The sequence below is a fragment of the Streptomyces fodineus genome, from assembly GCF_001735805.1.
GTDB classification, from domain to species: domain Bacteria; phylum Actinomycetota; class Actinomycetes; order Streptomycetales; family Streptomycetaceae; genus Streptomyces; species Streptomyces fodineus.
Map to the genome: position 1 here is coordinate 1,811,440 of NZ_CP017248.1, position 25,822 is coordinate 1,837,261.

The following is a 25,822-nucleotide window of genomic DNA, read 5'->3' on the forward strand; positions in this document are numbered from 1 at the left end:
GGCTTTCCGTTCCCGGCTAGCGCGCGAACTCGCGGTACATGGTGCTTCCCTCCGCGAGACACGCCAGCGCCGCCTGCCAGACCGGCCGCACGGCGGGCGGGATCTCGTCCGGCCCGATCTCGTCCGGTGCGCTGAACCGGTAGGCGGTCAGTTCGCTCTCCTGCAAGACGATGGCGCCGCATTGCTCTGCGCTGAGGACTCCGCCGTCGAAGACGAAGTACATGTGGCCACCGGCCGGCGTCTGGACGAAGGCGCTCACCAAGAGCTGCCCGATCGCCTGGTCGATGCCGAGTTCCTCCAGCAGCTCACGGCGCGCCGCCTGGGCCGGCGTCTCACCCTCGTCGACGCCGCCGCCCGGAAGATTCCATCCTGGCTTGTAGCCGGGCTTGACGATCAGGAACCGGCCCTCGCCGTCCCGCAGGAGTGCGGCGGCGGACATCGTGGGACGGGCAGGGCTGGGGGGAGTCATGTGCAAACCTCGGGGTTCTCGGTATCGGTTGGTCAACTGCGGCCGGTGGGCTGGCAGATGAGCAGGCTCTGGGCGTCGGCGGGGGTCGTGAGCCTGTAGGCGGAGGCCAGGTCCCGCAGGTGCGTGACCTCCTCGCGCGGCGTAGCCCCTGGGGCGAAGGGATATGGCGCGCTCACGCCGGCCGGCTCGTGCTTGGGCTCATCGGCCATGGCCAGTGCGGCGCGGATCCAGAGCGCTTCGGCCTGCACCTCGGTGGCGTGCTGGGGCCTGAGGTCGGCCTCGGCGCGCGCGAAGGCGCGCTCGGCGAGGTCGTCAGGCGCGTGCTGTCTCAGCAGGAAGATCACATCGCGGATGTCCATGGCGAATCGATCCAGGCGGGCCGGCAGTGACGGGTCCGGGCTGAAGAGCAGATCGCGGACGGTGTCGAGTCGTGCCGCCTTCGCTGTGATGCGGGTGAAAAAGGTGCTGGGGCGGTGCCGGACGGCGTCCGGGAAGCGCAGTGCGAGCTGTCGCCAGAGCGGATTGAGGACGACGAGGCTGCGCAGGGCGTGGTACCGCTCGCGTGCGGCGTGTGTCGCCGGGGCGATGGCACCGAGACCCCAGAACAGAAAGCACATGTACAGGAGGGTGTCGGTCACCATCTCCTGGGTGTGTTCCGTGCCGTCGGAAACCTGGGAAAAGGTGATGACGAAGAGGAAGGCTATGCGGAGCACCGAGTAGATCGTCGTGATGACCATGGCGGTTGACATCATCCGCAGGCCGTTGCGCAGGGAGCGGAACGGTGCGTCCTTGACGGCACCTCCCCACTGCACCGCGCACACCGCGGCCGCGACGCCGGAGTACAGGTAGAACAGGCCCATGTATACGGCGAGGGCCGCCTCGCCGCGATGCCGCTCCATGAAGTAGGGGGTGGCGGTGTCGGGCTTGCCCAGGAGGAAGAAGAAGATCACCGCCATCACCAGGACGGTGGCCACCGAAGCCCGGGTGGCGACGCGGTGGACGATGGCGGACAGCCGGATGGCACGGGACCGCTCGCCGTCCGGGCCGGCGGTGCGGTAGACCGCCGTGACGTAGCGGAGGATGACACAGATGCCGATGATCGACAGTACGTGCTTCACGAAGTAGGCCAGGTCGGGCAGGTCAAGGCTGTCCAGCACCGCATATCCCGCGGTGGTGCGGCTCAGCCAGGCGGCGGCGAAGGCCACGAAGGCTCCCCACAGCGACCGGTCCCGTTTATGGCCCCTGACGGCCGACTTGGCTCTCAGGCCGGCTTGTATGAGGAGCAGGCCCGCGATGAGGTAGGCCAGGAGGTCGGACATGTTCAGGTCCTTCAAGTCTTGGGCCTGCCGTAGGTGAAGTCCTGGGCGAGGCTACGCGTGGTCGGGTCGTCGATGGTGTGCTGGGTCTGCGCCATCCGGTTGATGAGCGCGGCCGCGTCCTCTGCACGCTGTTCGACCCAGGTCTCGTATCGCCGACGGGCGGAGACCCGCCCCGCAGCCACCAGTTGCTCGGCGCGCTCGGCCGAGAAGTTGGTCAGCAACTCGTCGGTGCCGATGACACCGGTGGAGTCCTCGGCCCACAAGTGGACCAGCTCGTGCAGCTTGATCTGCCTCTCGTGCCAAGGCGAACCGCTGCTGACGTGGAAAATCAGATCGAGCGGTCGGGTGTCATGCCGGACATACAGCCCACAGATACCGGTGACACCGGCAATGCGGTCCGGCAGAGGTTTCATGACGATCCGTCGGCCCCGGGCTTCTTCCATGTTCCGGACCAGTTGGTCCAGGTTGAAAGGCTCTGGCAGCGGCATGGAAGAGACGATCAGCTCCGTCTCGCGACGCAGGGCACGCCGTGATCGCCGGACTCCCTGACCCGCCTCCTGTCTTCTTCTTCCACGCCCGATCATCCGCACGCAAGTTCCGCTCTCACGCCGCGGCTCCATTCCTGAGGATTCACATCATCAAATTGCCCCCGTTGTGCCCGGAATGACATAGGCGCCACCCCATCACCCTTCAAAGGGGCAATGTGGACATTCGGCCCTGAGTGTAGCGAATGGCTGCATGGAGCTACAGGAACGGCCACTTCCGCAGCCCGGATCTTGCAATGCGTCAGCCGCGCATGTCAACGATCGTACTCAGAGGCAGAGAACGCCAACCCGCACCCAGCGCGCCCGTGCACCCAGCACTCCCCTACACCCGCCGGAGTAGTCACGATGGCTCCCCCCGCAGGATGACCGCGAGTGTGCCATGGGCGATGCTGTGCGCTGTGACAGCTGATCTTCGCCGAGCCGATGCCGGAGATGGAGATGGAGATGGAGGCGGCGCTGGAGATGGAGCCGGAGCCGGGCGCGAGGGCGCCTCTCCGGTATCCGCTCCGCCGTCGCTCCCTGCCGAGCGCCCGCACCGGCCACGCCGCTCCCGGCTGCGGCGGTGGCTGCGGCGCGCCGCGCTGGGCTGTGCCGTCGTGCTCGTGACCGTCACGGCGGCCTCGTTCGTCTACAACGCCGTCACGGCCGGGCGTGCCGCACCACCGCGCGGGCTCAGGTACGTACAGGCCGCCGACATCCGCACGCGCTACCAGACCTGGGGTACGGCGGGCCCACCGGTCGTCCTGGTGCACGGTGCCTTCGAATCCGTGGACACCTGGTCGCGCCTTGCCCCGCTGCTCGCCCGCGACCACCGGGTGTATGCGCTCGATCTGACGGGCGACGGATACAGCGAGCGTCACGGCCCGTACACCGTCGGCCATTTCACCCGGCAGCTGCTGGGCTTCCTGGACGCCATGCACCTCGGCGGACCGGGCGAGCGCCCGCTGCTGGTGGGGCACTCCAGCGGAGCCGCCGTGGTCACCGAGGCGGCGTTGCGGTCCCCTGGCAGGCTGGGGGGTGTGATGCTCCTCGACGGCGACGCCCTCGACACGGGTGCCGGGCCGCCGCCCGCTCTCAAGTACGTGCTGATCGACCCGTACCGCACCAGCCTGCTGCGGCTCGGGCTCGGCATCGACGCGTTGATCCGCAGCGTGTACGACGCCCAGTGCGGGCCTGCCTGTCCGCGCCTGGACGCCGCCGGTCTGGATCAGTGGCGCCACCCGCTGCGGGTGCCGGGCGCGGAGAGCGCGCTCTGGAGCATGCTGGCCGCCGGGGTGCCGGGGCTGCCGGCGGACCAGGTGGCTCGGCTCGCCCGGGTGCGCCTGCCCAAGTCGGTGGTGTTCGGTGCCCAGGACGACGTGTTCACCCGGCAGACGCCCCAGGAGACCGCCCGGCGCATCGGCGCACCACCCGCGACGCTCATCCCGGGCGCCCGGCACCTGACGATGATCTCCAGCCCGGAGGCGGTCGCGACGGCCGTGGACAGACTTACGGCGGCATCGATCGCGGCATCTTCGTGACTCCGCCGTCGGGGTACTGCTCGCGCCGCACGTGGGTGAGACCGAGGCCGGCGGTCAGTCGCGGGGGCGGAGGCTGGCTTCTTCGAGGTCGAGTTCGTGCTGGATCCGGCGCCGGGTGGCGTTGCTGATCTTGTTCTCTTCGTAGAGGTGCTGGAGCTCGGCCGCCTCGATGGCGATGAGTGTCCGGCGAATCTCGCGGTAGGCGTCGGCGGGACGGGCGTCCGGGTCGCTGTAGTGGGCGTCTTCAACCTGGTGGATGCGCGCTTCCAGATGACGGCGGGCCTGTTTCAGCGCGGCCTCCGCGGCGGCACCCAGATCGGTGAGCTCATCCAGGTCGCCAAGCTGCTTGAGCTCTTCGAGAGCGGCGTGGGCGATGTGCCGGCGGGTCCGCGCCTCCTCGCGAGCGGTGTGTTCCGGTTCCAGAGCGATGCCGGAGCGGCGGACCACAGGGGCCAGGGTGAATCCCTGGAAGATGAGGGTGAGCGCGATGGTCCCGGTGGTGAGCGTGAGAATGAGCGCCCGGTGCGGCAGCGGCGCCCCTGAGTGGGTGAGCAGGGGGATGGAGAGGGCGGCGGCCAGCGGCATGACGCCCCGGGTGCCCGCCCAGGACAGGACGGCCGGGACGCGCCAGGAGAGGCGGTTCTCGCCGATCCTGTGCCGGTGGTGGATCAGGGCGGACAGCGGGAAGATCCACAGCAGCCGGATCGCCAGCAGGGTGAAGGCGATCACCGGCACCCACAGCGGCCAGCCGTGCTCGTCGCGCGCGAGATGGCGGACGGCCGAGGGGAGCTCGAGGCCGATCAGGGCGAAGACGACGCTCTCCAGCAGGAAGGTCACGGTGTCGTAGACGGCGTGGACCTGGAGGCGGACGGGGGCGTTGCCGAGCTTGTGGCCGGTGCTGCCGAGGACGACCCCGGCCACGATGACGGCGGTCACGCCGGAGGTCCGCGACTGCTCCGCGATGACGTAGGAGGCGTATGGAGTGACCAATGCGATGACGGTCTCCAGCATGGGGTCGTCGGTCCGTCTGCGGATCAGGGTCACCACCGTCGCGACCGCCGCACCCATGAGGGCTCCGCCGCCTGCGAGGATCAGGAACTGCAGGGCGGTCCCGGGCACGCTGATGGCGCTGCCGGTGACCGCGGTGACCACGGCGACCTTGTACAGGACCAGCGACGTGGCGTCGTTGAACAGGCTTTCCGCCTGCACCAGGGCCTGCACGCGCGGTGGGAGAGACAGCCGTCGGCCGAGCGCGGTGACGGCCACGGGGTCGGTGCTGGCCAGGACGGAGCCGAGGATGAGCGCGGTCGCGGCGGTGAGCGGAGTGATCGCGGCGGCCACGTACGCGACGACGATGGCCGAGGCGAGGACCAGACCGAACACCAATCCGCTCACAGGTCTCCACACGGCGCGCAGGTCGCGGACGGAGATTTCCCCGGCCGAGGCGTAGAGCAGCGGAGGCAGCACCAGCACGTTGATCACTTGAGGCGGCAGACGAACCTCGGGAACCCAGGGCATCAGCCCCACGGCCAGACCGGCGATCACGAGGAGTGACGGAGCGGGCAGACTCCAGCGCCGGGCACCGGTCGCCACGGCTGTGGCCAGGACCACGAGCAGGAGGACAACGGTCAGGCCGGTCATGGCGCGTCCCCGGTGGGTTACGGTTTGTTACCCCCCTCTGACCAGGTGCTTTATCAACGTAACCGACATCGGACGGTGACGCAGCCGACGCGTTCCCGCCCTGAGCGGAAGCGCCGTTGCGCCGATCGCTGACGCCGGATCCGAGCCTGGAGGTGTTACCGGCAGGCCCGGCCGGCGAGCCGGTGCAGGGCCAGCGCGGCACCGAAGAGTTGGACGCCGCGGGCGGTGTGCGGGTCGATGCCGGTCAACTCGGTCACACGAGCCAGGCGGTTGTCGACCGTGTTGGGGTGCACGTCAAGTGCCTGAGCCGTACGGCGCCGGTCGAAGTCGCAGTCGAGAAAGGCGGCCACGGTCGCGGTCAGGCCGGGTCGGCGGTCCAGCGGTTCCAGCAGGGCACCCAGTTCGGTCGCGCTGTCCGCGGCTCCCGACAGGTGGTAGTCGAGCAGCACGTCCCGCAACCGGTACAGGCCGGGCTTGTCCGCGACGGCTGCGATGCGGCGTGCTCGTTCGGCCGCTGCGGGGACCTCCTCGGGAGTATCCGCAGTCGCGGCACCCACGATCGGCGCTGTCGGAACACGGGAGGAGAGCCGCCCGGCTACGGCGTCCAGTGCGGTCCGGGAGGGCAACAGCAGGCAGCCGCCGCGTTCGTCCGGCAGGCTGAGAACGCGGCCCTGGGCCAGAGGGGCGAGCCGGGCGAGCGTCCGACGCAGCAGTCTGCGTGCGGCCAGCGGTGTCCGGGGTTCGGGGGCCCGCACACTGAGCACGAGGTAACCGGATTCCAGGGACAGCCCGTAACGGGCGGCGACCTCTTCGGGCTCGTCACCACGGATGAGTGCCCGGGCCAGCTGCCGTGCCGCCCCCTGCTGGTCGGCGAGGCACGCGAGGTACGCCTCCGTGATGTTCTCGACGGTGGCCTGGAGCGCGGTGAGCTGCATCCGGGTCAAGGACTGCAGTGCCGCCTCCTCGCCCGGACGGGCCGACTCGCTCAGCGCGTCCAGCAGCACCTCGGCACCGACGTGGTACCCCCTGAGCAACTGCACCAGGGGAAGGCCTTCCTCGGCGCGCTGGGCGGCGCGTTCCCGCAGCACCGCGTTGCCGGTGTCCGGCAGGCCTTGCGCATGGCGGAGGAATCCACGTATCGCGTGGCGGGCGGTCGCCGCGATCTCCACATCCCGCATCTCGCCGGGCAGGAGATCGAAGCCGGGCACCTCGGTTCGCTGACGTTCCACGACGGCCCTGGCCAGCTGGTTGACCCGCGGTTCGAGGCGTGCGGCCAGGCGCATCGCGCCGTCTCGCGCAGCGTCTGGTTGTGACATGTCACAACTGTAGGCAGCTGTCGGTGGCCTCGCGGCCGATTGCTCCGAGCACTGGTTCACGGTGGCATGGGCACCATGAGCTTCTCCCTCACCGACTACGCGGACCGGGTCTGGCACGGCGCCGTCGACGACAGCATCGTCCATGCCGGGCGGGCGGGCTCCGGCGTCATCGAGGTGGTCGACGGCGTCGGCTGGTACCCCGGCTTCGGCAATGTCATCACCTTCCGCACGGACGGCGAGGTCATCCTGTTCGACACCGGCAACCCGCTGGCCGCCGGCGACCTCCACCAGGCCGTCCGTGCCTGGAGCCGGCTCCCGGTGACCACCGCCGTCTTCTCGCACGGTCACATCGACCATGTCTTCGGGATGGGTCCCTTCGATGCGGAGAACGCGCCGCGCCCGACCGTGCTCGCCCACGAACGGGTCGGGGAAAGGTTCGACCGCTACCTGCTGACGGGCGGTTACAACACGGTCGTCAACCAACGGCAGTTCCAGGCACCGGTTCTGACCTGGCCGACTCAGTACCGCAGGCCCGACCTGACGTACCGGGAGGCGCTCACCCTGACGCGCGGTGAGCTGACCTTCGAACTCTTCCACGTCCGGGGCGAGACCGACGACGCGACCGTCGCCTGGATCCCCGAACACCGCATCCTGTGCCCCGGCGACATGTTCATCTGGGTGACCCCCAACTGCGGCAACCCGCAGAAGGTGCAGCGCTACCCACGGGAGTGGGCGCTCGCGCTGCGCCGTATGGCGGCTCTGGGCGCGGAGATCATGCTGCCCTCGCACGGGGCACCGGTGTTCGGCGCCGACCGGATCCACCTGGCACTCACCGAGACCGCGGAATGGCTGGAGAGTCTGGTCCGGCAAACGCTGGACGGACTCAACTCCGGTGCCCGGCTGGACGATCTGGTCCACTCCGTACGTCCGCCCGCCCATCTGGCCGACCGCGTGTACCTGCAAGCCAAGTACGACGAACCCGAGTTCATCGTGCGCAACCTGTGGCGGCGCTATGCCGGGTGGTACGACGGCAACCCCGCGCACCTCAAACCGGCTCCCGAGAGCCGGCTCGCCACCGCGCTGGCGGACCTCGCGGGCGGTGCGGCAGCCTTGTCGGATGCCGCCCGGCGTTACGCCGACGCGGGCGAACTGAGGGTCGCCGGCCACCTCGCGGAGTTCGCCGTACAGGCCGCCCCGGACGACGCCACGGTGCACGCCGCACGCGCCGACATCAACCAGGCACGTGCCGAGTCCGAGTCCTCCCTGATGGCCCAGGGCATCTTCACCTGGGCCGCGGCCGAGTCACGAGAACGGTGCGACGGCAAACCCTGACCCGTGCATCGCCGACGACAGGCTGACGTCCCCCGCACCACCGCCGCCGGGGCCGGGGCGTACCAGAACTGTAGGGGAGAACGCCCGGGCGGACGCCGCCTTGGAGCGGTCACCGGTTCGCCTTCGACGGACACGTTCGACCGTTGTGCGGCCACTTAGCGACATCCTGCCGCAGAGCCGTTGGTGTTCCGCTGAGATGACCGTTCTCATCGTGAGCCCGGGGCGAGGACGAAAATGAGTGGCTTGGCCGAAGCGGTTCCACCCGATCCCGCCGGCTTGGGACAGCAGATGTGCCGGTGCGGCGCCGAGAGCCGGACACGTACACCGGGAGCAGAGGAGAAGTTCCGCGGCCTGCTGGAGGCGGCGCCGGACGCGATGGTCATCGTCGACGACGCCGGAGCGATCCGGCTCGTCAACGCCCAGACCGAAGCACTCTTCGGCTACCGCCGCGAAGAACTCCTCGGCCGCCCCGTCGAACTCCTCGTCCCCGGCCGCTTCCGCACCCACCACACCGAACACCGCAACGCCTACGCCCACAACCAACAGGTCCGCCCCATGGGCGCCGGACTCGAACTGTACGGACTACGCAAAGACGGCACCGAGTTCCCCGTCGAGATCAGCCTCAGCCCCCTCGAAACCGCCGACGGCCTCCTCGTCTCCGCCGCCGTACGCGACGTCAGCGAACGCAAAGCCGCCGAGGAAAGGTTCCGCGGCCTGCTGGAGGCGGCGCCGGACGCGATGGTCATCGTCGACGACGCCGGAGCGATCCGGCTCGTCAACGCCCAGACCGAAGCACTCTTCGGCTACCGCCGCGAAGAACTCCTCGGCCGCCCCGTCGAACTCCTCGTCCCCGGCCGCTTCCGCACCCACCACACCGAACACCGCAACGCCTACGCCCACAACCAACAGGTCCGCCCCATGGGCGCCGGACTCGAACTGTACGGACTACGCAAAGACGGCACCGAGTTCCCCGTCGAGATCAGCCTCAGCCCCCTCGAAACCGCCGACGGCCTCCTCGTCTCCGCCGCCGTACGCGACGTCAGCGAACGCAAAGCCGCCGAAGAGCGCATCAACGAGCTCGCCGCGCTCGTGGAGTCCTCGCAGGACGCCATCCTCGCCAAGACCCTTGACGGTCACATCACCTACTGGAACGCCGCGGCCCAGCGGCTGTACGGGTTCGCGGCGTCCGAGGTGCTGGGGCGGCACGTGTCCGTTCTGGCACCGCCCGAGCGGGACCACGAGGTCATCGCACTCCTGGAACGGTTGCGCGAGGGCGAGAAGGTCGAGCACTTCGAGACACTGCGCGTCACCAAAGCCGGCACGCTGCTGGACGTGGACGTGACCTTGTGGCCGACCCGTGCGCACAACGGGGCGATCGTCGGGGCCTGCGCGATCGTCCGGGACATCAGCGACCGGAAACGTGCCGAGGCGGAGTTGACGGAGTTGTACGAGCAGCAGCGGCACATCGCCCTCACGCTGCAGCGCAGTCTGATGGGCACCCCGCCCGCCATCCCGGGCCTCACCACCGCCAGCCGCTACCGGCCGGCGACACAGGGCGCCGGAGTCGGTGGTGACTGGTTCGACCTGATCCCGCTGGGCGCCGGCCGGGTCGGTGTGCTGATCGGCGATGTGATGGGCCGGGGACTGGAGGCCGCAGCCGTCATGGGCCAACTCCGTTCCGCCGCACACGCATTGGCGAAGACCGGGTTGCAGCCCCGGCAGCTGATGCAGGCCATGGAAGCCGTGGTCGCCGACCTCGACGTCCCCGACCAACTGGTCACCTGCTGCTATCTGACCATCGCCGCCGACGCGGGCGAGGTGACCATATGCTCGGCCGGGCACTTGCCGGTTCTTGTCACCGTTCCCGGTGAAAGCACCCAGACGCTTCCCGCGCCGGTGAACGCGCCCCTCGGCGTCGGCGGCGTGATCTACGAACAGTGCTGCACGACGATTGCCCGCGGCGCCATCCTCGTGCTCTACACGGACGGTCTGATCGAGACCCCGGGCACCGACATCGAGGACCAGCTCATCCAGTTGCTGGCCACCCTGGACAAGCTCGCGACCACGGCTCCCGACCTGGAAACCGCCGCCGACCACGTCCTGTCGACCATGCTCCCGGACGCCGACGGCCACGACGACGTCACGCTCCTGCTGACCCGGTTGCCCGAGGCTCCGCTGGCCACGGCCGCGATGGACCTGCCCTCGGTGCCGGAGTCCGTTCCGGCGGGCCGCGACTTCCTCGACAAGACGCTCAGTGCCTGGGGCTGCACGAACCGCACGGACAACGCACGCCTCCTGCTCTCCGAGATCCTCACCAACTCCGTCCAGCACGCGGAGGGCCCGATCACCCTGCACCTGTGCCGCACGGACACCGACCTCACCGTGGAGATCAGCGACCGCAGCCCCCACCTGCCCCAGCCGCGTGTCGCGGCCGAGGACGACGAGTGCGGCCGCGGCCTGCTCCTCGTCCGCGCCCTTGCCGACGCCTGGGGCGTCCGGCCCACGGACGAGGGCAAGACGACCTGGTTCGGCCTCAAGCTGTGAGCTTGGCGTCCAACGGCCGGTCATGGAGCGGCCGTTGGGTCGACGGTCAGTGTTCCTGGGCCGTGGGGCGGACCATGATCTCGTTGACTGCGACATGCGGCGGCTGAGTGATCATGAAGGTGATGGCCCGGGCGATGTCTTCGGCATCCAGCCAGGCGTTCTGCGGCAGGCCACGGGCGGCAGCGGCCCCGGGGCCGGCCGCCATCTCTGTCATCGTCATACCCGGCTCGATCAGCCCCACCCGGATACCCCTTCCCGTCACCTCCTGCCGCAGGGCCTCGCTGAACGCGCCCACCGCGTGCTTGGTCGCCGAATAGACACCGTTGTTCCTGCGCACCACCCGGCCCCCGACCGAGCTGACGTTCACAAGATCAGCGACCCCACGCGGGCCGTTCGCCGCCGCGCGGAGCAGGTGGGGCAACGCTGCCTGCGACAGGTGCAGGACAGCGTTGAAGTTGAGATCGACCATCCGCTCCCACTCCGCGGGGTCGCCCTCCCCGATGGTGCCCATGGCTACGTAACCGGCGTTGTTCACGAGCACGTCCAACCGCGTGAAGCAGTCCACGGCGTCCTCGATCGCCCGACGTGCCTGCGCCGCGTCTCCAAGGTCAGCGGTGAGTACCCTGCACGAGCCACCCCGCTCACGGATCACTGTGGCCAGGTCCTCCAGCCGCCCCGTACGGCGGGCGACCACTGCCACGGCGGCGCCCTGCCGCGCCAGCGACAGGGCGGTGGCCGCACCGATGCCGCTGGACGCACCCGTCACCAGCGCCGCACACCCCGCCAATGGCGCATCGCCATCGGCGACGCCGGCCCCTGCCGCCGTAACGCCCTGATCAGCCGCTTCCACCCTTCGAAGCTTGCACCACGTAGTCCAAGACCGCCTCCGTGCATTCCTTCCCCTAGCTCACACCTCCTGGTCGGTATGACCCAGCTCTTGCGCTGCCCACCCAGCCCGCGGCCTCGCGAAGCGTGGAATTCGACACAATTCCCTCCCTTCAGGCGGATGACTGCATAAAGGTGGTGCTTTAAAGCCGGTTGCACTCCTCCGGTAACCACCTCCAGCAATTCACGATCAGTGGCATGGGAGAAGCGTTTGATCACGGCACGTAAGCGACGCACCGGACTGATGGCTATGGCCGGCGTATTCGGCGGCGTACTCGCACTCACGGCCCTCGGCGGTACCAGCAACGCTGCCACCAGCGGCAACGGCACCGGGAATCACCCGAAACCGCAGGCGCAGGTAGATCAGACGGGCGCCCAGGACGCTTCCGACGCCCGAATAAGGATCACTCCCGTGCAAGGTGCCTACGACATCGGGATCAACGGCCCCGTCAAGGTCACCGTGAGCAACGGAAAGCTCACCAAGGTGACTATGACCGCCGTCGCGACCGGTACCGAGATTCCGGGCACCCTGGCCGCGGACGGCACGTCCTGGACGCCGAACGGCCCGTTGCAGAGGGCCAGTGAATATCAGATCGCCGCAGAGGCCGCGGACGCCAAGGGCCGCTCCGTCACCGGGACTGCCACGATCACCACGGTCGCCCCGGCCAACGACTTCATCGGGCACCTCTCCCCCGAGGACGGCTCGACCGTCGGTGTGGGCATGCCGGTGACGGTCGGCTTCGACAAGGCGATCAGCGACAAGGCCGCCGTGGAGTCGGAGATCCAGGTCAGCTCCAGCAGCGGGCAGCGGGTCGTCGGTCACTGGTTCAACGACGACCGCCTGGACTTCCGCCCCGAGAACCACTGGAAGCCCGGCTCCACCGTCACCGTCAAGCTGACCCGCCACGGCATCCAGAAGACGGTCACGTTCAAGATCGGCCGGAGCCAGATCAGCACCGTCGACGCCAGGACGAAGCAGATGAGCGTCGTACGGGACGGCAAGACGATCAGGACCATCCCGATCTCGTCCGGAAGCCCCGAGCATCCGACGTACAACGGTCAGATGGTCATCTCCGAGAAGTTCCGGCACATCCACATGAACGGTGCGAGCGTCGGCCTCAAGAAGAAGGACGGCAAGCCCGCGTACGACATCAAGGACGTACCGCACGCCATGCGCCTGACCGACTCGGGCACGTTCATCCACGGCAACTTCTGGGGTGCCGACTCGATCTTCGGCAAGGTCAACGCCAGCCACGGCTGCGTGGGCCTGAAGGACGTCGAGGGTGGCGGCGACGGCAAGCAGCCCGCCGCGTGGTTCTTCGACAACTCGATGATCGGTGACGTCGTGATCGTCAAGAACTCCGCGGACAAGACCATGCTGGCCCCGGACAACGGCCTCGGCGACTGGAACATGCCGTGGGCCGAGTGGGTCTCGGGCAGCGCGATCCACTGACGCCGCGTCACTCCACGCATAGGAACCCGCATCCCTTCCGCCCAGGCGGCGGCCGACACCATGTCGGCCGCCGCCGGTGGCGGGACGGCTAACGGACTCGGAACCGGCTCACCGGCCGGCCACCGTCGTCTGACGCGCGGCCGGGGCCGCTCCTTGACCGCCGTTGGTGCCGAGCTCGCGCAGGATCTCCTCGACGCTCTGCTTGGCGTCGCCGAAGAGCATGCCGTTGTTCCCGCGGAAGAAGAGCGGGTTCTGCACGCCCGCGTAGCCGGAGGCCATGGAGCGCTTGAAGACGATAACCTGCTCCGCCTCCCAGACCCGCAGCACCGGCATGCCGGCGATCGGGCTGGCCGGGTCCTCGGTCGCGGCCGGGTTGACGGTGTCGTTCGCGCCGATGACCAGCACGACGGAGGTGTCGGCGAAGTCGTCGTTGATCTCGTCCATCTCCAGGACGATGTCGTACGGCACCTTCGCCTCGGCCAGCAGCACGTTCATGTGCCCGGGCAGGCGCCCGGCGACGGGATGGACGCCGAAGCGGACCTCGACGCCCCGCTCGCGCAGCTGTCGCGTCAGCTCCGCGACCGGGTGCTGGGCCTGGGCGACTGCCATGCCGTAGCCGGGGGTGATGATCACCGAGCGGGCCCGCGCGAGCATCTCGGCCGCCTCCGCGGCCCGCACCTCACGGTGCTCGCCCTGCTCCTCGCCCCCGCCCGTGGGCGCTTCGATGCCGAAGCCGCCCGCGATCACGGAGATGAAGGACCGGTTCATCGCCTTGCACATGATGTAGGACAGGTAGGCGCCGGAGGAGCCCACCAGCGCGCCCGTGACGATGAGCAGGTTGTTGTCGAGCAGGAAGCCGGCCGCGGCCGCCGCCCAGCCCGAGTAGCTGTTCAGCATGGAGACGACGACGGGCATGTCGCCGCCGCCGATCGAGGCGACCAGGTGCCAGCCGAGGGCCAGCGCCAGCGCGGTGACCGCGATCATCAGCGGCAGATCCGGGCTGATCGTGAACCAGACGGTCAGCGCGACGAAAGCGCCGAGCGCGCCGAGGTTCAGCGCGTTCTTGCCCGGCAGCATCAGCGGACGGGACTCGATGCGCGCCGAGAGCTTCAGGAACGCGACGATCGAGCCGGTGAAGGTGACCGCGCCGATGAAGATGCCGATGAACACCTCGGCGTGGTGGATGCCCAGCAGGTCGGCGCCGATCCGGGTCTGCGCCGTACCGTGCGCCTCCACCTCCAGGTAGCTGTTCCAGCCCACCAGCACCGCGGCGAGGCCGACGAAGCTGTGCAGCACCGCGATCAGTTCCGGCATCTGCGTCATCTCGACGCGGCGGGCCCGCCACAGGCCGATCGCCGCGCCGAGCGCCATGGCCAGCACGATCAGGGCCACCGCCCCGGCGGTGATGCTCTGCGCCGCCACCACGACCGTGGCGACCAGGGCGAGGACCATTCCGGCGATGCCGTAGACGACGCCGGCGCGGGAGGTGCGGTGCTGGGACAGGCCGGCCAGGCTGAGGATGAACAACAGGGCGGCGACCAGGTCGGCAGCGTGGGAGGCCGTCAGTGAGGTCATCTCGGCTCAGCCTTTCGAGAACATGGACAGCATGCGGCGGGTGACGGCGAAGCCTCCGAAGATGTTCACGCTCGTCAGCAGGATCGCCACGGAGGACAACGCGGTGACGATCCGGTTCTCGTGCCCGATCTGCAGCAGGGCGCCGATCACGACGATCCCGGAGATCGCGTTGGTCACCGACATCAGCGGCGTGTGCAGCGCGTGGTGCACCTTGCCGATGACGTAGTAGCCGATCACCACCGCCAGGGCGAACACCGTGAAGTTTCCCGCGAGTTGGGCGGGGGCGAAGGCCGTCAGCAGGAACATGGCGAGCATGCCGAGCCCGATCAGGCCGAAGCGTCCCGCAGGTGTCAGCCTCGGCTGCTTCGGCTCGGGCCGGGCAAGCGTGGTCTCCGGCTGTGCGGCGGGCGTGGCCGAGACCGCCACGGGCGGGGGCGGCCAGGTGACGTCGCCGTCGCGCACCACGGTCACGGCCCGCTGTACGACGTCGTCGAAGTCGATCGCCAGCCGCCCGTCCTTGCCGGGGGTGAGCAGCTTCAGCAGGTTCACCAGGTTGGTGCCGAACAGCTGCGAGGCCTGGGCGGGCAGCCGGGAGGCGAGGTCGGTGTAGCCGATGATGGTGACGCCGTTGTCGGTGACGACCGCACGCCCGGGCACGGTGCCCTCGACGTTGCCGCCCTGGGCGGCGGCCATGTCGACGACGACGCTGCCCGGCTTCATGACCGCCACGTCCCGGGCCGTCAGCAGGCGCGGCGCCGGCCGGCCCGGGATCAGCGCGGTGGTGATCACGATGTCCACGTCCGCTGCCTGCTCGTGGTAGAGCTCGGCGGCGGCACGGTCGTAGTCGGCGGAGGTCGCCTTGGCGTAGCCGTCGGTGCTCGTCTCCTGGGCGACGTGCACCGGGAGGTACTCGCCGCCCAGCGACTTCACCTGGTCCGCGACCTCGGGCCGCGGGTCGGTCGCCCGCACGATCGCGCCGAGGCTGGACGCCGCACCGATCGCCGCCAGACCGGCCACGCCCGCGCCGGCGACCAGCACCTTCGCCGGCGGCACCTTGCCCGCCGCGGTGACCTGGCCGGTGAAGAAACGGCCGAAGACGTGCGCGGCCTCGATCACCGCACGGTACCCGGCGATGTTCGCCATCGACGACAGCACGTCCATCGACTGAGCGCGCGAGATGCGCGGCACCGTGTCCAGCGCCAGAGCGGTCACCCCGGCATCGGCGAGTGCCCGAAGCAGTTCGGGCTTTTGCGCCGGCGCCAGCAGGGCGACCACTGTCGTGCCCTGCCGGAGCCGGGTGATCTCCGCGTCGGAGGGGGGGTTCACCTTCAGGACGACATCCGCGTCCCAGGCCTCGCCGATCTCCGCGCCGGTATCGCGGTAGGCCTGGTCACCGAAGCCGGACGCCGCGCCGGCCTCGGACTCCACCACGACCTCGTAGCCGAGACCCAGCAGCTGGCGTACGGTCGCCGGCGTCGCCGCGACACGCGTCTCGCCGGAGACGGACTCGGCCACCACGCCGACGCGCTGGGGTGGGCGGTGCGCAGGTTCTTGTGCAGACATTTCTCGTGTTCTCTCCTGGGAGGAGGGCCTGACGGACTATCCGCTGTCAAAGGGCGTCCACAGGGCTCGTCCTCGTGGACACCGGCCGTGGGAACCTACCCGCCGGAGTCGCCCGTGCCTACGGGCATGGCCGTGGTGTGTTTCACTCGGCGGTCACCGCGCCGCCGTTCGCCCGCGGCGTACGCAGGAGGTGACGCTCTACCTCTCCCGAGGTGTGCCGGGAGACAGGGTGACCCGCAGGATGGTGTGACGTGGCACCTGGCTGCCGGGCGAGGGGGCCTGCTCACATACCCGGCCGACGGGCGCGCCGGGTCGAGGGCACGCTCGGTGCCGGACGGGCTGGACGCGTACGCCGGCTGCCTGGGCGCTCGATCGGGCTTCGGTCATCGTCTCGCCGATCAGCGCGGGTGCCGCGACCCGGGGACGAGCAGCGGCGTGGGATCCGATGATCACGTAGGTGCCCACGGCGGCCGCCAGCAGCACCGCCATCGCCTGGAGTGACCGGCGGATACGCCGTCGGCGCACGGGGCGTTCTTTCCGGGGCTCCCGGGGCGGCGGTAGCCGGGTGTGCCGCACCGTCGCAGGTGGAGCCGGCAGCGGCGAGGTGACCGCCGTGGCACGGCCTGCCAGTACCTTTCCGATGGCGTCGCGCATCTCCTCGGCGGTCTGGTACCGGTCCGCACGGTCCTTGGCCAGCGCGCGCAGCACCAGGGTGTCGTAGGCGGCCGGCAGCCTCGGGTCGTGGGCGGAGGGGGGCACCGGTGGTTCCGAGACGTGCTTCATGGCCACGGCCAGCGGGGTGTCACCGGTGAACGGGGGGCGGCGGGTGAGCAGCTCGTACAGCAGGCAGCCGGTCGAGTACAGGTCGGTGCGGAAGTCCACCTGCTCGCCCCGGGCCTGTTCCGGCGAGAGGTACTCGGCCGTGCCCACCACCACCGAGGTGCGGGTGAGGGTCGTACCCGCCCGGTCCACCGAGCGGGCGATACCGAAATCCGTCACCTTCACGGCGCCCTCGTGGGAGAGCATGACGTTCGCCGGTTTGATGTCCCGGTGAACGATGCCGTGGCGGTGGGCGTGATCGAGCGCCTCCAGCACGCCGGCGGTGAGTTCCAGGGCGTGCTCGGGTCCGGTGATCCGTGCCTCGCGCACGGACTGGAGCAGCGTGGCGCCCTTGACGTACTCCATCACGAGGTACGGGACGAGGCGGCCGTCGATCGTGTCCTCGCCCGCGTCGTAGACGGCGACGACGGACGGGTGGCCCAACAGGGCCGCCGAGACCACCTCACGGCGGAAACGCGCCCAGTGTTCGGCATCGGCCGCCAGTTCCGGCCGGAGCGTCTTCACGGCGACCCGGCGGAACAGCAGCAGATCGTACGCCAGCCATACCTCGGCCATCCCCCCTTGGCCCAGGACCTGTTCCAGACGGTAGCGCCCGCCCAGACGACGTGAACGATCCACGGTGCTCCCCCTCGTTGCCGACGTCCGCCGAGGCACCGTAGGGGCGGTTCTTGTGGGATCTCTGTGATCCGGGAACCTCCTCACCGGGAGGCTTGGCCCACACCGCGGGGCACAGGGTGCCGGACGCCCGTCAGCCCAGTCCTACATAATGTAGGGGTCATCGGGTGCCGCCCACCGGGTCCTCCGCTGCGTCACCGGCGCAGGGTGCCGTCACGACCGCACGAACGGGAGCAGAGTTGTCCAGCGCGAACGACGGGTCGGTGACGGTGGTGGTCATCGCCTACAACGACGTGGAGCACGTCGCGGAGGCGGTGGCCTCGGCTCTCGCACAGGGCGATGCGGTCGGCGAGGTCGTCGTCGTGGACGATGCTTCCACCGACGACACACCTCGGGTATTGGAACAGCTCGCGGCCACCGAGCCGCGCGTGCGCGTCGTCCGCCGTGCGGTCAACAGCGGCGGCTGCGGCACCCCGCGCAACGACGGTATCGACGCGGCCCGCCACCCGTGGCTCGTCTTCCTCGACAGCGACGATGTGCTGCCGCCGAAGGCCGTGGACACGCTCCTCGCCGTCGCACTCCGGCATGACGCCGATGTGACGGCAGGCCTGTGCGTTCGGCGCGAGCTGCCCGGCGGGCGTGAGATCCCCTGGCAGAAACAGCTGTTCACGACGGAGTCGGTGCACGACGGGGTGGCCGGGCGCCCGCAGACGCTGTGGGACACGCTGTCGGTGAACAAGATCTACCGCCGTGACTTCCTGCTGTCCCGGCGGATCCGTTTCCCCGACGGCGCGGCGCACTACGAGGACTTCGTGTTCACCGCGCGTGTCTACGCGGCCGGGCCGCGCTTCGCCGTCACTCCCGAAACCGTCTACATCTGGCATGTGCGCTATGGCACCGGCCAGGCTTCGATCTCGCTGCGCCGGGACCGGATCCAGAACTGGCAGGACCGGGTCGCCGCCCATCAGCAGGTGCTGGAGATCATGCGGGACAGCGGCGACCAGGATCTGCTGATCGCCGCGCAGACGAAATTCCTCGAGTTCGATCTCGCCGTGTACCTGCGCGAACTGCCGCGGCGGACGCCGGAGTACCAGGACGTCTGGTGGCGGATCGCCCGCGAGCACGTGGGCGCCTTCGAGGCGGAGGCCGTGCGCCGGGCCACTCCCGCTGCCCGCTGGCGCACCGAGGTGCTGCTCGGACGCGAGCGAAACGCCGTGGACATCCGGCGGCTGGCCGAGCTGGCGGCCGACCCGCCGCGGCTGACGCCGCCGTACGCCGGTGACGCGCGGCGACCGCTGTGGGACGAGGCGGATTCCACCCCCGAGGGGACGGACGAGATCGTGCTCGACGGTCTCGACGACGCCCCTGTCGCACTGCTGCCCTTCTACGTCCTCGGGAACGTGGGTGCGGGTCGCCGGCTCGTGCTCGACCTGCGACTGGCCGACCTCTACGGCAGGACCGCGAAGGCCGGCCCGCAGCGGGCGACCGTCGAGTTGCGGCACCGGGTGACGGGCGCGGCACACCGGTACGAGGCCGAGTGGGAAGCCGAGCCGGGCGGACACGGCTGGCGTGCCGCCATCACTGCGGACGTGACAGCCCTGTGTGAAGGCGGCACGATCACCACCTGGGACGCCTGGGTGACCCTGACCTTCCGGGACGGCGAGTCGGCCACGATGCCGCTTCGTGCGGGATCCGGCCTCAGGCGGCTGGTGCGGATGGGCCGTCGGGGACGGGTGCTGTTGCTCCAGCCGTACGCCACCAACAGCGGCTGCCTCGCCGTGCGCGTCGCGGATGGCCTTTCCGGGCTGCGCCGCGTTGTCGCGGGACGGTTCGCCCGTCGCGTGCGCAGCTGAGCGGCGACGAGGTCAACTGCCCGCCTGTACTGGTCCGTTCTGGTCGGCCGGCTCTCCCAGGAAGACTCTGCGCACCACGCGTTCGGCCGCGTGCCCGTCGTCGTAGGGGCAGAAGCGTGCCCGGAATCCGGAGCGCCGCTTGGTCATGTGCGGCCCCGTGTACTCGCCGCTGAGGAAGACCTCGGCGAGTTCCTCCTGCGTGGTGGCGACCGCTCCGGGCGCTTCGGCGAGGAGGTCGAAGTAGACGCCTCGTGCGCGGCGGTACGTCTCCCAGTCGGGCGCGTAGATCACGATCGGCCGGTCCAGGGCGGCGTAGTCGAACATCACCGAGGAGTAGTCGGTGACCAGCACGTCGGCGGCGATGCTCAGGTCTTCGATCGACGGGTGGGACGAGACGTCCACGACGTTCCGCGACGGGACGGTCCGAGGGCTGTCGAAGTAGTGCGCACGCACCAGCAGGACATGGTCGTCACCGAGCTGATCAGCGAACCGCCGCACGTCGAGCAGGGGTGCCGCCTGGTCCTGGTGGTCGCGGTGGGTGGGCGCATAGAGGACGGCGGTCTGCCCAGGGGCGATGCCCAGTTCGTCCCGCACACGGTTCACCTCGTCGAGCGAGGCGTTGACCAGCCGGTCGACGCGCGGATAGCCCGTCTCCAGCACCTCGTAGCCACCGGGGTAGACCCTGGTGAACACCTCGGTGGTGTGCGGGTTCGGCGAGACCAGGAAGTCCCATCGCCCGCACTGCTCCACCAGCCGGTCGAAGTTCATGCCGCGCGCGGCCGCGGGGTGGTCCCGCAGGTCGGTGCCCATCTTCTTCAGGGGGGTGCCGTGCTGTGTCTGCACCAGCACCGCGCCGCGCCGCTTGGGCAGCTCATAAGGGAAGTTGACGTTGTTGACCAGATACTTGGCCCGGGCCATGGTGCGCAGGCATCGTGCCGATCCGTCCACCACGTACTCGACCCCCGGCGGGATCGATCCCGCCCTGTCCTTGGCGACCACCCACACCCCGCGGATGCCGGGTGCGAGCTCACGGGCCTTCTCGTAGACGGCCGCGGGGTTGCAGGCGTAACCCCGGTTCCAGTAGGCGGCGTAGACGGCAAGGCTGTCGTCGACGGGTAGCAGCAGACAGGCGCGGTAGTAGGCCCGCCGCAGCGCCGTTGCCACGAGCCGGGGCGCCCGCCGTGCCGTACGGCGCGCCCGGCCGAGGGCGGTACGAAGGGCGAGACGAAGCCGGTTCACCGGTTCCAGGGCCGCGTACGCGGAGTAGGCGCCCCGCTCCACCAGCCGGTACTGCAGGCCGCGCAGCCCGGACGGGTGGGAGTAGTCGCGTGGCCGGAACCTGCGGAAGTGGTCCGACGTCTGCCGGAAGAACTCGCGCCGCATGTCCTCCGGCACGAGTCCGGGGGTGGCGAGCACCGTCGTCGCATGACGTACGGTCCGGTCGAACACGGCCCTGCGGAAGGGCTCGGCGGTCTCGGCCTCGCGGTCGATGAAGGCGAAGATCCGCTCGTACTGGCCGAAGAGATCGAAGTGCTTCGGGCTGGAGGTGTTGGTGATGGCTCCCTGACGCCCGCGCCGGTAGTGGTAGCAGACACGGTCGAGCAGGCTGAGCCGGCGCGCCGCGAGCAGGGTGGGATAGGTGACCGAGATGTCCTCGTAGTACCCGTGCCCGAACTCCACGTCCAGACCCAGCAGGAAGTCGCGGCGCAGCACCCTGCTCCACGCGGTCATGACGAGGTCCATGGTGGCCGGGCGCTCCGCGAGCGTGAACGTCTCGGGGGTGTCCCGGAACAGATGCGCCCGGACATTGCGCTCCAGGTCTCCCTCAGGGTAGAGGAGGGCGTGGTCGACGAGAAGCACGTCGGGCTCGGTCCGCTTCAGCCGCTCCGCGACCGCGGCGAGCGCCCCGTCGGCCAGCCGGTCGTCGCTGTCGACGAACCACACGTAGTCGCCTCGGGCCCGCGCCAGTCCCTCGCCGCGCGCCCGGCCGAGGCCGACGTTCTGCGGCAGGTGGACCACGCGCAGCCGCTGGTCCCGGGCCGCGTACTCGTCGAGAAGGGCACCGCTGGCGTCAGGGGAACAGTCGTCCACGGCCACGACCTCGATACCCTGAAAGGACTGAGACGCCCCGAGGACCGAGTCGAGGCACTCCGGCAGATACTCCTGCACCTGGTAGACCGGCAGGACGATACTGATGAGTACCTCTTCGCCGGGTTGCAGGGCCGGGGTGTCGGTCGTTGCCACATGGTCTCCAGACAAGTGCACTTGTGCGCTGCGGCTCGCTGTGCCGAAGACGTATATGCGGCACCGATCCGATGACCATCCTGACGACACACCGAGGCGCCCCTTCACAGGGGAACGCGGCAGCTCCTCGAGCACACAGTAGCCCTACGTGATGTAGGACTACCAACGAGGTCGGTCAGGGCGAGATAAGCAGGCGACTCGGACATACCGGAAAGCGATACGCACCTCAGCGCAGGACCGGGCGGACCAGGCGGACCGGGAGCGCTTCGACGCTGTTGCCGATGAAGCTGCGCTGGCGGGGCAGCTCGGCCTCGGGGACGGCGAGGTCGAGGTCGGGGAAGCGGGTGAAGAGCCGTTCCAGGGCGATCGTGGCCTCGAGGCGGGCGAGCGGGGCGCCCACGCAGTAGTGCACGCCCTGGCCGAAGGAGAGGTGCCGGCCCGCGCCGGGCCGGGTGACGTCGAAGCGGCCGGCGTCCGGTCCGTGGAAGGCCTCGTCGCGCCCGGCGGCGGTGTAGCCGGCGAGGACCGGGGTGCCCTGCGGGATCACGGTGCCGCCGAGGGCCAGGTCACGGGTGGGGTAGCGGAAGGGGAACCAGCTGACCGGGCCGTCCCAGCGCAGCGTCTCGTCCACCACGTCCGACCAGGTGGCCCTGCCCTCCAGGACCAGCGCCAGCTGGTCACGGTGGGCGCACAGAGCCCGTACGGCATTGCTGATCAGGTTGAGGGTGGTCTCGTGGCCGGCGACCAGCATCAGGCGCATCGTGCCGATCAGCTCGGCCTCGCTGAGCCGGTCGCCGCCGTCCTCGCGGACGGCTATCAGGGCACTGGTCAGGTCCTCGCCGGGGGCGGCCCGGCGGGCGGCCGCGATCGTGCCGAGCAGCTCGACGAGCTCGCGTACGGCGGCCATCACCTCCGCCGGAGTGGTGTCGGTGGCGATGACCACCGTGTAGGTGAGGTCGTGCAGCCGGCCGCGGTGCTCGGGATCCACGCCGAGCAGCTCGCAGATGACGCTCATGGGGAGCGGGAGCGCGAAGTGGGTACGCAGATCCGCGATGCCGGCCGGGTCCTCGGCGGCGGCCCGGCCCAGGTCGTCGAGGAGGCCGGCGGTCAGCTCTTCGATGCGCGGCCGCAGCCGCTCCACCTGACGGGCGGTGAAGGCGTTGCCGACGAGGGCACGCAGCCGGCGGTGGTCGGCGCCGTCGGCAGTGTGCATGCCCTGGGCGTTGGCGAAGACCCGCAGCGGCCAGTCCGCGGGGATCGTGCCGTCGTGCAGGGCCGGGCAGTGGCGGGCGTCCTTGGCCACGTCGGGGTGGGAGAGGAACTCCTTGAGCGCGTCGTGCCCCAGGACGACCGCTGCGGACACCCCGCCGGGCAGGACGATGTCCGCAACGGGCCCCCGGGCCCGCAGGTGGGCGTTCAGGGCGTGCGGGCAGCCGCCGACGGGGTCGACGACGTGGGCGGGCGTGGGAGCGGGGGTATGGGAGGACAAGCCGGGACTCCTGACCGTATGAACGAATACCGGCCAACAGTGCGGTGCCGAAGGCCGGTTGTACAAGTCCGCTCCCGATCGGCCCCTTCCGTTGGACGCGGGCGCCGGGGTGGGCATCGCGCCCACCGATCCCGGCTCTCCGTCCGCTTGGACCGGGCGTTAGCGTCGGCGGATGATTTCGGTGCGACATCCAAAGGTGATCACACGCCACCGCGACGGGCGGATCTACGCCTACGTGACGGACTCCGGCGTCTTCGGGGTGCTGGAGCCCGTCGCGGTGTTCCAGCCGCGGCCTGGGGACGAGGTCGTGGAATCGGCGGTCCGGCCCGATCTGGAGCGAGTTGTGTATACGACGCTGAACGGCGTCGTCTGCCTCACGCGCGCCGGTGACCTGGTGTGGTCATCGAACTTCGAGCCGCACTCCGACCGGCCTCATGGCCACCGGCCTGGCTGTGCGCTGTCCTCGGACGGCCGGACCGTGTGGGTCTACCGGCCGGACGCGATGGCGGGACGCGGAGGCGGAGACCAGTGGGTCGTGTACGACGCCGACAGCGGGGCGGTCCTCGTCCGCCGGGAGCTGGAGACAGTCGGGCACGGCGCCGGCCACCACGTGCACCCCGTGGACGGCAGCATCTACCTCGACATCGGTGAGGGCCAGGACGGCTCCGTCATTCTCCGGGGTACGGCCGGGGCCAGCGGCGAGGCGGAGTTCGTGACGTACCCGTGGTGGGACCGCTGCCTGATCGACCTGGCGCCGGACGGGCAGCAGTTCATGACCGTCGACCACGGGCAGGCGGATGTCGCCTTCCACCGCCACCCCAGTGGGGACGTGCTCTTCACTCTGCCCGTCGAGGCCTTCGGGCTCGACCCGGAGGAGACCTTCGTGGAATGGAGCGGCGGCTACCTGACACCGGACCTGGCCGTTGTCACCCTGGGCGGTGAGGGCCAGGACGAGGAGGAGTGGTTCCGCCACCACCTGATCGACGTGCGCACGAGCGCGCTCAGCGGCGAGATCGCCGTCGAGGTGACCAACCCGTACGAACTGGTGCCCCTGGGCGACGGCTCCTGGCTCACCGACGGCCCCGACGGCAACCCCGTGCGCTGGTCGCACGCTCCGCTGCCGTCCTCACCGCCGCACCCGGAAGGGTGAGGGAGCTCACTGGCATGGATCCGGGTGGGCGGCACATTGTGGCCCCTCGGGGAGTGACCCGACAGATTCGCGCCTGACAATTCCCCAAAGGCGGGAATGAATTCGTCTCCCCGAAGGGCAATGATGTGCGAAAGGAGCTTTCCCGGGCCCGGTTCGGCTGAATGCGTCCTTCGCCGAAGCACCGCCCGCTGCTAGCGTCGAACGGACCGGCAGACGGGGGCAGGCGATGGCAGCCGAGGTGGTCGATCTGGTCGCTATGGGCGAGGACTTCGTCCGCGATCCATATCCGGTTTACGCGGCGCTGCGGGAACGCGGCCCCGTCCACAAAGTGCGGATTTCGGAGGGTACGGAGGCCTGGCTCGTAGTCGGGTACGAGGCCGGCCGGGCCGCGCTCGTGGATCCGCGGTTGTCGAAGCAGTGGGAGAACGCCTCGCCTTCCTTTCCGATCCCCAGTCCGTCTGCGGGTCCCCATATGCTCAACTCCGATCCTCCGGACCACGAGCGGCTGCGCAAGCTGGTCGTCCGCGAGTTCACGCCGCGCCGGATCGAACAGCTCTCGCCGCGGGTACGGCAGATCACCGACGAGTTGCTCGACGCGATGGTGGCGCTTCCGCAAGGGCGGGCCGATCTCGTCGAGGCACTCTCGTTCCCGCTTCCGATCTCGGTGATCTGCGAACTGCTCGGTGTGCCGATGCTCGACCGGGCCGCGTTCCGCGCCTGGACCGGCACGATCCTCACCGACCCCGATCCGGGGGCGCGGCTGGCGGCGACAAATGAGGCGGCCGCCTATCTCGTCGACCTGCTGGAGCGCAAGCGCCAGGCCCCGGGCCAGGACCTGATGAGCGCTCTGATCCGCACCACCGACGAGGACGGCGACCGGCTGTCCGTGGACGAACTGCGCGGTACCGCCTGGCTGCTGCTGGTCGCGGGACACGAGACCACGGTCAACCTGATCTCCAACGGCGTCTTGGCCCTGCTGACCCATCCGGACCAACTCGCCGCACTGCGCAAGGACATGACGCTCATCGACAACGCGGTGGAGGAAATGCTGCGCTACGACGGGCCGGTGGAGACGCCGACGTTCAGGTTCACCACCGAGCCGGTGGAGATCGGTACCACGGTCATCCCCGGCGGTGGTGAGCTGGTCCTCGTGGCCCTGGCCGACGCCAACCATGACCCGGCGCGCTTCCCCGACCCCGGCCGCTTCGACATCCGGCGGCCGGCGGGCGGTCATGTCGCCTTCGGTCACGGCATCCACTACTGCCTCGGCGCGCCGCTCGCCCGCCTGGAGGCGCGCATCGCGATCCACGCCCTGCTGGAGCGCTGCCCCGACCTCGCGCTCGACGCCCACCCGGCCGCCCTGGCCTGGCGCCCCGGCATGCTCATCCGGGGCCCGCGTCAGCTGCCGGTGCGGTGGAAGCCCTGACCTCGCCTGAGAAACGGGGCGCCGTGGGGCAACTCCGCGTCCG

18 protein-coding genes are annotated in these 25,822 nt (G+C 69.8%); 7 read left to right on the plus strand and 11 right to left on the minus strand.

What is annotated here, in order from left to right:
* Positions 1-16: 16 nt before the first annotated feature.
* From BFF78_RS07275 to BFF78_RS07285, 3 genes are read right to left on the minus strand one after another with little or no spacing between them, the layout of a single operon-like run.
* Complete coding sequence (locus BFF78_RS07275; protein WP_069777531.1) at positions 17-469, minus strand: NUDIX domain-containing protein; 453 nt, start codon at positions 467-469, stop codon at positions 17-19.
* 32 nt (positions 470-501) lie between these two features.
* Positions 502-1,788, minus strand: coding sequence for an MAB_1171c family putative transporter (locus tag BFF78_RS07280; protein WP_099054832.1), 1,287 nt, complete (start codon positions 1,786-1,788; stop codon positions 502-504).
* 11 nt (positions 1,789-1,799) lie between these two features.
* Positions 1,800-2,276 (minus strand): hypothetical protein, encoded by a 477-nt coding sequence (locus BFF78_RS07285; protein ID WP_069777532.1) that lies wholly within the window; start codon positions 2,274-2,276, stop codon positions 1,800-1,802.
* A 659-nt stretch (positions 2,277-2,935) separates the two neighbouring features.
* On the opposite strand from BFF78_RS07285, the gene BFF78_RS07295 reads away from it, so the two are divergent.
* Positions 2,936-3,853 carry an alpha/beta fold hydrolase gene (locus tag BFF78_RS07295; protein ID WP_227025739.1) on the plus strand — a complete coding sequence of 306 codons (918 nt, stop codon included), beginning with the start codon at positions 2,936-2,938 and terminating at the stop codon, positions 3,851-3,853.
* A 54-nt stretch (positions 3,854-3,907) separates the two neighbouring features.
* Here BFF78_RS07295 and BFF78_RS07300 read toward each other — a convergent pair whose 3' ends face one another.
* The gene (locus tag BFF78_RS07300; RefSeq protein ID WP_069777535.1) at positions 3,908-5,494 is read right to left on the minus strand and encodes a Na+/H+ antiporter; all 1,587 of its coding nucleotides are present in this window, start codon (positions 5,492-5,494) and stop codon (positions 3,908-3,910) included.
* A 155-nt stretch (positions 5,495-5,649) separates the two neighbouring features.
* Positions 5,650-6,810, minus strand: coding sequence for a PucR family transcriptional regulator (locus BFF78_RS07305; RefSeq protein ID WP_069777536.1), 1,161 nt, complete (start codon positions 6,808-6,810; stop codon positions 5,650-5,652).
* A gap of 75 nt (positions 6,811-6,885) precedes the next feature.
* Here BFF78_RS07305 and BFF78_RS07310 point away from each other — a divergent pair, with 75 nt between their 5' ends.
* Positions 6,886-8,142, plus strand: coding sequence for an alkyl sulfatase dimerization domain-containing protein (locus BFF78_RS07310; protein ID WP_069783436.1), 1,257 nt, complete (start codon positions 6,886-6,888; stop codon positions 8,140-8,142).
* Between the two features lie 288 nt (positions 8,143-8,430).
* A complete protein-coding gene (locus tag BFF78_RS42795; RefSeq protein WP_079161182.1) occupies positions 8,431-10,686 on the plus strand; it encodes a SpoIIE family protein phosphatase in 2,256 nt (751 codons plus the stop codon).
* Between the two features lie 46 nt (positions 10,687-10,732).
* Here BFF78_RS42795 and BFF78_RS07320 read toward each other — a convergent pair whose 3' ends face one another.
* Positions 10,733-11,536, minus strand: a complete 804-nt coding sequence (locus tag BFF78_RS07320) for an SDR family oxidoreductase (protein ID WP_227025740.1) — start codon at positions 11,534-11,536, stop codon at positions 10,733-10,735.
* Positions 11,537-11,821: 285 nt separating this feature from the next.
* On the opposite strand from BFF78_RS07320, the gene BFF78_RS07325 reads away from it, so the two are divergent.
* The gene (locus BFF78_RS07325) at positions 11,822-13,024 is read left to right on the plus strand and encodes a L,D-transpeptidase (RefSeq protein WP_227025741.1); all 1,203 of its coding nucleotides are present in this window, start codon (positions 11,822-11,824) and stop codon (positions 13,022-13,024) included.
* Between the two features lie 108 nt (positions 13,025-13,132).
* On the opposite strand, the gene pntB is transcribed toward BFF78_RS07325, so the two are convergent.
* From pntB to BFF78_RS07340, 3 genes are all read right to left on the minus strand, one after another.
* Positions 13,133-14,599 carry a Re/Si-specific NAD(P)(+) transhydrogenase subunit beta gene (gene pntB, locus BFF78_RS07330; RefSeq protein WP_069777538.1) on the minus strand — a complete coding sequence of 489 codons (1,467 nt, stop codon included), beginning with the start codon at positions 14,597-14,599 and terminating at the stop codon, positions 13,133-13,135.
* A 6-nt stretch (positions 14,600-14,605) separates the two neighbouring features.
* Entirely contained in the window at positions 14,606-16,162 is a 1,557-nt protein-coding gene (locus tag BFF78_RS07335) for a Re/Si-specific NAD(P)(+) transhydrogenase subunit alpha (protein WP_069777539.1), read from the minus strand.
* Between the two features lie 198 nt (positions 16,163-16,360).
* Positions 16,361-17,704 carry a protein kinase domain-containing protein gene (locus BFF78_RS07340; RefSeq protein WP_335755311.1) on the minus strand — a complete coding sequence of 448 codons (1,344 nt, stop codon included), beginning with the start codon at positions 17,702-17,704 and terminating at the stop codon, positions 16,361-16,363.
* A gap of 152 nt (positions 17,705-17,856) precedes the next feature.
* Between BFF78_RS07340 and BFF78_RS07345 the strand changes: the two genes are divergently transcribed.
* Positions 17,857-19,470: a glycosyltransferase family A protein gene (locus tag BFF78_RS07345; protein WP_069777541.1), complete on the plus strand. Its 1,614-nt coding sequence runs from the start codon at positions 17,857-17,859 to the stop codon at positions 19,468-19,470.
* Positions 19,471-19,482: 12 nt separating this feature from the next.
* Here the strand turns inward: BFF78_RS07345 and BFF78_RS07350 are convergent, their stop codons facing one another.
* Positions 19,483-21,714 carry a bifunctional glycosyltransferase/CDP-glycerol:glycerophosphate glycerophosphotransferase gene (locus BFF78_RS07350; RefSeq protein ID WP_227025742.1) on the minus strand — a complete coding sequence of 744 codons (2,232 nt, stop codon included), beginning with the start codon at positions 21,712-21,714 and terminating at the stop codon, positions 19,483-19,485.
* A gap of 226 nt (positions 21,715-21,940) precedes the next feature.
* On the minus strand, positions 21,941-23,203 hold the full coding sequence (locus tag BFF78_RS07355) for a cytochrome P450 family protein (protein WP_069777542.1): 1,263 nt from the start codon (positions 23,201-23,203) through the stop codon (positions 21,941-21,943).
* Between the two features lie 172 nt (positions 23,204-23,375).
* Between BFF78_RS07355 and BFF78_RS07360 the strand changes: the two genes are divergently transcribed.
* Together BFF78_RS07360 and BFF78_RS07365 are read left to right on the plus strand one after the other, a co-directional pair.
* Positions 23,376-24,353: a hypothetical protein gene (locus tag BFF78_RS07360; protein ID WP_069777543.1), complete on the plus strand. Its 978-nt coding sequence runs from the start codon at positions 23,376-23,378 to the stop codon at positions 24,351-24,353.
* A gap of 226 nt (positions 24,354-24,579) precedes the next feature.
* Positions 24,580-25,779, plus strand: a complete 1,200-nt coding sequence (locus tag BFF78_RS07365; RefSeq protein WP_069777544.1) for a cytochrome P450 family protein — start codon at positions 24,580-24,582, stop codon at positions 25,777-25,779.
* Positions 25,780-25,822: the final 43 nt, after the last annotated feature.

What these genes read in the sequence shown, in the direction of transcription:
- BFF78_RS07325 (WP_227025741.1), top strand. Translation starts at nt 11,822, where the DNA reads ATGGCCGGCGTATTCGGCGGCGTACTCGCACTCACGGCCCTCGGCGGT.
- BFF78_RS07335 (WP_069777539.1), bottom strand. Translation starts at nt 16,162, where the DNA reads ATGTCTGCACAAGAACCTGCGCACCGCCCACCCCAGCGCGTCGGCGTG.
- BFF78_RS07285 (WP_069777532.1), bottom strand. Translation starts at nt 2,276, where the DNA reads ATGCCGCTGCCAGAGCCTTTCAACCTGGACCAACTGGTCCGGAACATG.
- BFF78_RS07365 (WP_069777544.1), top strand. Translation starts at nt 24,580, where the DNA reads ATGGCAGCCGAGGTGGTCGATCTGGTCGCTATGGGCGAGGACTTCGTC.
- BFF78_RS07300 (WP_069777535.1), bottom strand. Translation starts at nt 5,494, where the DNA reads ATGACCGGCCTGACCGTTGTCCTCCTGCTCGTGGTCCTGGCCACAGCC.
- BFF78_RS07305 (WP_069777536.1), bottom strand. Translation starts at nt 6,810, where the DNA reads ATGTCACAACCAGACGCTGCGCGAGACGGCGCGATGCGCCTGGCCGCA.
- BFF78_RS07310 (WP_069783436.1), top strand. Translation starts at nt 6,886, where the DNA reads ATGAGCTTCTCCCTCACCGACTACGCGGACCGGGTCTGGCACGGCGCC.
- BFF78_RS42795 (WP_079161182.1), top strand. Translation starts at nt 8,431, where the DNA reads ATGTGCCGGTGCGGCGCCGAGAGCCGGACACGTACACCGGGAGCAGAG.
- BFF78_RS07280 (WP_099054832.1), bottom strand. Translation starts at nt 1,788, where the DNA reads ATGTCCGACCTCCTGGCCTACCTCATCGCGGGCCTGCTCCTCATACAA.
- pntB (WP_069777538.1), bottom strand. Translation starts at nt 14,599, where the DNA reads ATGACCTCACTGACGGCCTCCCACGCTGCCGACCTGGTCGCCGCCCTG.
- BFF78_RS07275 (WP_069777531.1), bottom strand. Translation starts at nt 469, where the DNA reads ATGACTCCCCCCAGCCCTGCCCGTCCCACGATGTCCGCCGCCGCACTC.
- BFF78_RS07360 (WP_069777543.1), top strand. Translation starts at nt 23,376, where the DNA reads ATGATTTCGGTGCGACATCCAAAGGTGATCACACGCCACCGCGACGGG.